Annotated in this window: 4 protein-coding genes and 1 pseudogene; all 5 read right to left on the bottom strand. The window is 36.4% G+C overall.

Translation table 11 applies throughout. The features are described from left to right. Positions 1-3,089 (bottom strand): annotated as a pseudogene (locus tag EG814_RS12505) (DUF11 domain-containing protein); the annotation flags it as partial. Between the two features lie 485 nt (positions 3,090-3,574). Continuing rightward, complete coding sequence (gene queG, locus EG814_RS12500; protein WP_125722273.1) at positions 3,575-4,498, bottom strand: tRNA epoxyqueuosine(34) reductase QueG; 924 nt, start codon at positions 4,496-4,498, stop codon at positions 3,575-3,577. Next, positions 4,498-5,844, bottom strand: coding sequence for a cytochrome P450 (locus tag EG814_RS12495; protein ID WP_125722272.1), 1,347 nt, complete (start codon positions 5,842-5,844; stop codon positions 4,498-4,500). Before EG814_RS12495 ends, queG begins: the two co-directional genes overlap by 1 nt. A gap of 9 nt (positions 5,845-5,853) precedes the next feature. Next, positions 5,854-6,879: a Holliday junction branch migration DNA helicase RuvB gene (gene ruvB, locus EG814_RS12490; protein ID WP_125722271.1), complete on the bottom strand. Its 1,026-nt coding sequence runs from the start codon at positions 6,877-6,879 to the stop codon at positions 5,854-5,856. A 164-nt stretch (positions 6,880-7,043) separates the two neighbouring features. Further along, a complete protein-coding gene (locus EG814_RS12485) occupies positions 7,044-8,846 on the bottom strand; it encodes a cytochrome c oxidase subunit I (protein WP_125722270.1) in 1,803 nt (600 codons plus the stop codon). Positions 8,847-8,871 lie beyond the last annotated feature (25 nt).

The following is an 8,871-nucleotide window of genomic DNA, read 5'->3' as shown; positions in this document are numbered from 1 at the left end:
CCTGATGAAGCTGCAGTATATGTCGAATTGGTTGCCCCTGAAATGGCTGAACCGTCTCTGAACCACTGGTTTCCTGATGAAGCCGATGACGTAAGAACCACATTTCCGCCAGAGCAGAAAGTCGTCGCGCCTCCAGCGCTGATGCTCGGAGCCGCAGGAAGAGGGTTCACCGTTACCGAAGCCGGTGCAGAAGCTGCGCTTGTGCATGTTCCGTTATTGAACGTAACCGTATATGAGCCTGATGAAGCTGCAGTATATGTCGAATTGGTTGCCCCTGAAATGGCTGAACCGTCTCTGAACCACTGGTTTCCTGATGAAGCCGATGACGTAAGAACCACATTTCCGCCAGAGCAGAAAGTCGTCGCGCCTCCAGCGCTGATGCTTGGAGCCGCAGGAAGAGGGTTCACTGTTACCGAAGCCGGTGCAGAAGCTGCGCTCTGACATCCATTCCCATCTGTTACACGGACTGTATAACTTCCTGAAACCGAAACTGTGATCGCCTGTGTTGTTGCCCCTGTCGACCATACGTTGCCAGTTGCAGAGCTTGAAGTGAGGGTCACGCTACCTCCAGAGCAGAAAGTTGTAGATCCGCTTGGAGTGATTGTAGGGGTAGCAGGAAGAGCGTTTACTGTTACCACCACTGCTGACGAAGCTCCGCTCGTACATGTTCCGTTATTAAATGTGACAGTGTATGAGCCGCTTGAAGCTGCGATATATGTCGAATTGGTTGCCCCTGAAATGGCTAAACCGTCTCTGAACCACTGGTTTCCTGATGAAGCCGATGAAGTAAGAACCACATTTCCGCCTGAACAGAAAGTTCTTGAAGTAGTTGTAGTGATTGAAGGCGCCCCAGGCAAAGCATTCACTGTTATTGTACGAGTATCTATCAACGCACGATTACAAGTACCGTTACTAACATTAGTTAAGTTTAAAATCGTATTTGACGTGACGTTTGGTATTGTAACTGTTGCTGTTCCGCCAGTTATTGTTACAGTCCCTGAAGCTGCTCCCGAATAAGTAACAACATTTCCCGATGTTCCTGATATTGTAAAAACTGCATTTGATCCTGAACAAATAGGAGCATTTGTACCGCTAAATGATGCTGCTGTAGGTAAAGCATTCGGTGTCACTGAAACTGAAGCACTATTATTTCCTGTTGCATCATCTGCATTAGAAGATGTAATGGTTGCTGTATTAGTATAATTTCCTGAAGCCGAAACTTTAGCTGTTATAGTCAAATCTAGACTTGCACCACTATTTAATCCCGAAATTGTCCAAACTCCAGTATTACTATCATAAGAAGTTCCTGTTGGAGGTGTAGAAGAAACATAAGTATATCCTGAAGGAAGTTTATCCGTTACCGAAACACCTTCTGCATTAGATGGCCCCAAGTTTTTAGCCGTTACTGTAAAAACAACATCAGAGCCTATACATTGACTCGAAACATTAACCTTTTTTTCTACTGCAACATCACTACAAAGTGTAACTGTGATAGGAGAAGATTGTGAACTTACTCCACAAGATAATGTCGATGTTACCGTATAGGTTCCTGTTTTGGTTACTGTAATTGTATTTGAAGTTTGCCCAGAAATAACGTCACCATTATATCGCCATACATATGGAGAAAATCCAGGATCTGTTGTTAATACTGCTGATTGTTTTAAACAACTACCTACCCCAATATAGGTTTCTCTTGGTGCTGTTGGCTGTTGTGCAAAATTGGAGAAAAAAGCAGCCATAGAGTAACCATTACCTTGTTGAGCAATAGAAACCGTAAGCTTTGAATTACTATTAATAGAAATAGTGTTAGGACTATTTATCTGAGTCCTGTTAAAATCAATGATATACCAGCCTGTTGAGCCTAATTGACGTCTAGCAGTACCCGTTTTTGTTTCTAAATTCTCGCCATTTAGCATAACCGCATCAGTTCTGCTTCTTAACAATACATAGCCAAAATAATCTAATGTTTCATTATTGTATCCTTTAAAAGCCGAAGTTTCCACAAAATTAGATCCTCCACAAGCTGAAACAGGGGCAATTGTCGACACATCAACTTCGCAATTATCAGCTGTACCAGAATAAACCGCAACATTGCTGGTTGCAAAAACTCTTGAAGCTGAAAGCTGCTGGCCGGTAACACCATTTTGAAATGTATGAACTTGACCAGCATTTAATACTTGTGTCGTTGTACCAGATACAGTTCCTGTATTAGTGAAAGTTGTTATTGTCACTGTTGTATTATCTTTCGTGGCTACAACAGTACTCTGCTCAGCGGTATTATTACCTTTTCCCCTTTCCAAAAAATATTCTGTTCCCAAAACAGATATTGGAGGCAATTGATCAAAAGTTCCGTCTCCACATGCTTCTGGAGCATCTATTCGCACTCCCATATTCATTACAACAGGCCCAGATGACTCTACTAAAGATCCCATTGCAACATTAAATAAATAACTTTGCCCGGCTCCTAAGGTTGTTACCACGCTTCCGTTTACTTTCAATTGCGTGTTATTATTAATCGCCATAACACTATAAAAAGGTCGTTCTCTATTAGCCGTTCCCATAAGACGGTAGTACCCCACTCTGAATTCTACACCAATACCTGCATCTCCAAAACTAGTTAAGGAGGCATTTCCTTTAATATAATTATCTCCTCCCTCTCCTATAGCATCAGACGCAACATTTCTTAAGTTAACTGAAACAGCTCCTCCGGGAGTAGTGGCTGTAATTATAAGACCTCTATCATTATAAACTGTATTAGCATCATTAAATGGTATACCATTTGGATTTCCCACAAATCTGTAAACAGCTGGCGCTCCTTTTACAGTGGATAGTGTACCGGTTACAGAACCATCAGGTTTGGTCATGGCAATAGCAGTACCATCACTTTTGGTTATTGTAAAATTTACCGGAGTTAATGAATTAGTAGCAATTATAATTTCATTTGCTCTACTAGTGTATTGCCAAGGTGCTGGTGCAATGTAATGTTTTGCAAAAAACTGAGCTGATGCACTATAGCTAATTAGTAAAAGAAATAAAATAAGAAAATTTAGTTTAAATAAATTAAACTTTGGAAAAGTAAAGTTACGCATAGACAACTTGAGTTTGTGGAACAGAAAATTGAAATGCTAAAGAACGGATGATCGTTCTTGGCATATAGGTGAAATACGAAAAATTGTAGGGATTGGATTTTGAGTGATTGAAAAAGATTTTTTCAACACTGAAATAGTAAAGTTTTACCATAAGCATCAACGCGAGACACATATAATAGTCGTCTTAAGATTAAATTAGTAGTTTTGGAGCGACGAAAGTAGATAAACCCTGAAATTCCTAAGATATTACTCGATAAACTGCACAGAAAATCGTCAAACAACACAATTTAACAAATATGAATCGCGTCAGAAGTCTGAAAAACGTAAAGAATTGACAATGAAGGGTTATTATTTTCTTAAAGAATTGCGAATAAAACACAATATGACAGAAAAATCAAACAAAATGTCAAAATCACAAATAAATTAATATAGGATTTTATTTATAACAAAACACATAATTAACTGAAAAACAAATAATTAAAATTTTATTGTAAAAATTTAATATTTCGTTTAAGTCCATCAAATTTAGTTCTTTTAATAGGAGAGTTTTTAAAAACCAGTTTAAAGGTTTCTTCGGTAATTTCGATCCAGTCTTTTTTAGTGAAGGAAAGCAAATCTGGATTAGGATTGAACAAAGGTTCTGAATGGGGTTTAGAAAATCGATTCCACGGACAAACGTCTTGACAGGTATCACATCCAAACATCCATTCGTCAAACTTTCCTTTCATTTCTTCGGGAAGGTTTTCTTTGAGTTCGATGGTGTAGTAAGAAATACATTTACTGCCATCGACAATATAGGGAGCTACAATTGCTTGCGTGGGACACGCGTCTATACAAGCCGTACAAGACCCACAGTGATCTGTAACTGCATGATCATATTCTAAATCTAAATCAATAATAAGTTCGGCAATGAAGTAAAAAGAGCCGACTTTTTGAGTAATCAGATTACTGTTTTTTCCAATCCATCCCAAACCGCTTTTGGCAGCCCACGCTTTATCTAAAACAGGTGCCGAATCAACAAAGGCACGTCCCGACACATCTCCAATATTTTCTTGAATTGAATGTAGCAATTCCTTCAATTTGTCTTTTATTACAAAATGATAATCTTGTCCGTAGGCATATTTTGAAATCTTAAAACTTTCGTCGTTTTGTATCGAATCGGGATAATAATTAAGCAAAAGCGATACGACACTTTTACCATCATCTACCAATAAAGTTGGATCTAAACGTTTATCAAAATGGTTTTCCATATAAGCCATCTGACCATTTCGATTGTTCTTTAACCAGTTTTCAAGCCGAGGAGCTTCTTGTTCTAAAAATCCTGCTTTCGATATACCGCAAGAAAGGAACCCAAGCCTTTTTGCTTGTTCTTTTATAAACTTCGAATATTTTTCTTTAGAATTAATCATTATCTTTTAGAAAAAACAACTTCAATACCAACAGGTTTTAAGGTAATCAACGGATTAAAATTGACAGTATCTCCTACTGAAACAATTTTATATTTTTTTACAATGTGTGAAATTGCCAAACACATTTCATAAATAGCAAAACCAGCACCAATACACATTCTTGGTCCTGCTCCAAAGGGATAAAAATATTGCATAGAATGTTTTTTCTGTTCTCCTAAAAAACGGTTCGGATTAAAATCATCTGGGTTTTCCCAATATTTAGGATTTCGATGCAGCTCATAAAAAGAAACACCAATCAGAGTATCTTTTTTAATATTGAAATCTCCTAAAATATCATCTTCTACATTTTGTCTGTCTGTGATCCACGCAGGAGGATACAAACGCATTGATTCATTCAAAACAGCATTTATATAAATCATTTTTTGCAACTGCTCTACAATATCATCGCTTTCAGATTCAACTTCAAGAATTTCTTCAAGTATTTTTTGTTGTATATCTGGATGATTTCCTAATAAATACAATGTAAAAGTTAGGGCGTTAGCAGTAGTTTCATGTCCTGCAATGAAAAGAATCTTAATTTCATCTATTAACTGCTCAATAGACATTCCTTCACCAGTATCTTCATAGCGAGTTTCCAGTAGCATATTGAGTAAATCATTTACTTCTATTTTAGAAGCAGTTCTATCTTCAATTATCCCTCTAATGATTTCATTGTTTTCTTCAGCCAATTGAAGATGTTTCTTTACCTGGCCTGTAACAGAAAACCACCATGCTTTATGAGGCAGTCTTATTTCTTTAATTAGAAAATTCTGAACTGTCTCAATAATATATTTAATTCTATTTAGCTTTTCATCCGCAATAGAAAACTGAAATAACGATTTGGCAACAACATTAAAAGCCAATTCACTCATGACAGGAAAAAGATCCACTTTATCATTTGGAATTATCCCTTCCAACTCAGAAACAATTGTTGTTTTCATATTTTCAACCAACTGATTCATTTTCTGTTTATGAAATGCTGGCTGAATAAGTCTTCTTTGCTTTAACCAAAATTCTCCATCAACAGTAAGCAATCCTTTCCCTAAATATTTAGACAGATAAACAGACTGAAACTTAGATTTATGATAATTCTTATGATTTTTCTGCAGTATATATTGCGCAACATCATTATCCCTTGACAGAATGATGTGCTTTGATTTTCCTATTTTAATAGAAAAAGAATCACCAAAACGTTCAAAATATTTTTTATGATATGGTATAGGATTTCTACGAACTCCTTCTGCATCCTTAAAAAATCTAAAAATAGATAGTTTTGGCGGGTAATTATATTTTTTAGTTAGAGACATTTCTACTAATTATTCAAATAAACCTCCTTGAATATTGGTGTTTATCTTCCCAAGATGTTTATATGCTTTATCCGTAACTTCTCTTCCACGAGGTGTTCTCATGATAAATCCTTCTTGAATTAAAAAAGGTTCATAAACCTCTTCGATTGTTTCACTGCTTTCGCTAACTGCTGTTGCCAACGTAGAAAGTCCAACAGGTCCTCCTTTAAATTTATTGATAATGGTAAGCAATATTTTGTTATCCATTTCATCAAGACCATGAGCATCTACATTTAGTGCTTTTAAGGCATATCTTGAAATTTCAATATCAATTCTTCCATTGCCTTTAATCTGGGCAAAATCTCGAACACGTCTTAGCAACGCATTTGCGATACGAGGAGTGCCACGACTTCTACCTGCAATTTCTATAGCAGCTTCCAAGTCTATTGGCATTTTTAATATAGAAGCACTTCTTTCAACGATAGTCGTTAAAAGTTCAGTGGTATAATATTGTAATCGTGATGATATTCCGAAACGGGCACGCATTGGAGCAGTTAATAATCCTGAACGTGTAGTCGCTCCAATCAAAGTAAAGGGATTTAAATTGATTTGGACAGTTCTGGCATTTGGACCCGATTCAATCATAATATCAATCTTAAAATCCTCCATTGCCGAGTACAAATATTCTTCTACAACGGGGCTCAATCGGTGAATCTCATCAATGAATAAAACATCTCTTTCATCTAAGTTAGTTAGCAAACCAGCTAAATCACCAGGCTTATCTAAAACGGGACCAGAAGTAATTTTAATCCCAACCTGCAATTCATTAGCTAAAATATTTGCCAAAGTCGTTTTTCCAAGACCTGGAGGGCCATGAAAAAGTGCATGATCAAGTGCTTCACCACGCTGATTTGCGGCAGCAACAAATACTTTTAAATTTTCCAAAACTTGATCTTGTCCGGCAAAATCATCAAATGACAGCGGACGCAATCTTTTTTCAAGATCTAACTCTTCTGAGTTATATCCTTTAGTAGTAGGATCGAGATTTTCATTCATCCTACAAAGATATATAAACTAATCAGTTTGTAAAACACAATAAAATTCAAATTCCAAATAAGAAATTCCAAATTCCAATAGTTTATAAGCCTTATTGGAATTTGGAAGTGGAATTTTTATAAAAAAGAAAGACCATCTTTACAGATGGTCTTTCTTTTTTATTTTTAGTGGTGTAAAACTTCTTCACCTTCTTTCATTGGTACATTTTGAGGAACAAAATCTACATCATGATTTGGGTTACTGTAGTCATACGGCCAACGGTATACGTGAGGAATTTCTCCTGGCCAGTTTCCGTGAATATGCTCAACTGGTGTAGTCCATTCTAATGTAGTAGATTTCCATGGGTTTTGAACTGCTTTCTTACCGTAGAAAATACTGCTAAAGAAGTTGTATAAGAATACTAACTGGAACGCACCTCCTACAAGAGCAAATGTTGTAATTAAAACATTAACATTTTGCAAGTCATCAAATAATGGGAAGTTTGTGTTAGTATAATAACGTCTTGGCAAACCTGCTAATCCGATAAAGTGCATTGGGAAGAAAACTCCATAAGCACAAACTGCTGTTACCCAGAAGTGGATATAACCTAAGTTTTTATTTAACATTCTTCCGTACATTTTAGGGAACCAATGGTAAATACCAGCAAACATTCCGTAAAGTGCAGAGATACCCATTACTAAGTGAAAGTGAGCAATTACGAAATATGTATCGTGAACGTTAATATCTAAAGTACTATCTCCTAAAATGATACCTGTTAAACCTCCAGTAATGAAAGTAGAAACCATTCCAATAGAGAACAACATTGCAGGGTTAAATTGTAAGTTACCTTTCCATAAAGTTGTAATCCAGTTAAATGCTTTTACAGCAGATGGAATTGCAATCAATAAAGTTGTAAAAGTAAATACAGATCCTAAGAAAGGATTCATACCTGAAATAAACATGTGGTGACCCCAAACGATTGTTGATAAGAATGCAATTGCAAGAACTGACATGATCATCGCTCTGTAACCAAAGATAGGTTTACGAGCATTTGTTGCCATAATTTCAGAAACAAGACCCATCGCTGGTAAGATTACGATGTAAACCTCAGGGTGACCTAAGAACCAGAATAAGTGCTCGAACAATACAGGTGAACCACCTTGGTAGTGTAAAACTTCTCCAGCAATATAGATATCAGATAAGAAGAATGAAGTACCAAAACTTCTATCAAAGATCAACAATAAAGCTGCAGATAATAAAACTGGAAATGAAATAACACCAATGATAGCTGTTACGAAAAAAGTCCAGATTGTAAGCGGAAGTCTAGTCATAGACATTCCTTTAGTTCTTAAGTTAAGTACAGTAACAATGTAATTTAAAGATCCCATCAAAGAAGATGCGATGAAAATAGCCATAGATACTAACCATAATGTCATACCTGTTCCTGATCCTGGAATTGCTTGTGGCAATGCACTCAAAGGAGGATAGATTGTCCATCCTGCAGATGCTGGTCCAGCTTCAACAAATAAAGAACATAACATTATAACAGCTGATAAGAAAAATAACCAGTATGAAATCATATTCATGAATCCAGACGCCATATCTCTAGCTCCAATTTGAAGCGGAATCAATAAGTTACTGAAAGTTCCACTTAAGCCTGCCGTCAGTACAAAGAATACCATGATGGTACCGTGAATTGTAACTAAAGCCAGATAAATATCATTTGCCATTACACCATCAGGTGCAAATTTATCTCCTAATAAAACATTAAATATCTTGAAAGACTCTTCTGGCCACGCTAACTGCATTCTAAATAATAAAGACATTGCAATACCAATGATTCCCATAATAATACCAGTAATCAAGTATTGTTTAGCAATCATTTTGTGGTCTATACTAAAAATATATTTAGTAATAAACGTGTCTTTATGATGATGTTCGTGCTCGTGATCGTGTCCGTGATCGTGATCGTGCGCTTCTGCTGACATATATGTGTACTTTAAATTTTCTAAA

This window comes from Flavobacterium ustbae (assembly GCF_003946915.1).
In the GTDB taxonomy this organism is placed as follows: domain Bacteria; phylum Bacteroidota; class Bacteroidia; order Flavobacteriales; family Flavobacteriaceae; genus Flavobacterium; species Flavobacterium ustbae.
Note: the sequence above shows the minus strand (reverse complement) of the source record. Positions and strands in the feature narration are given on the sequence as shown.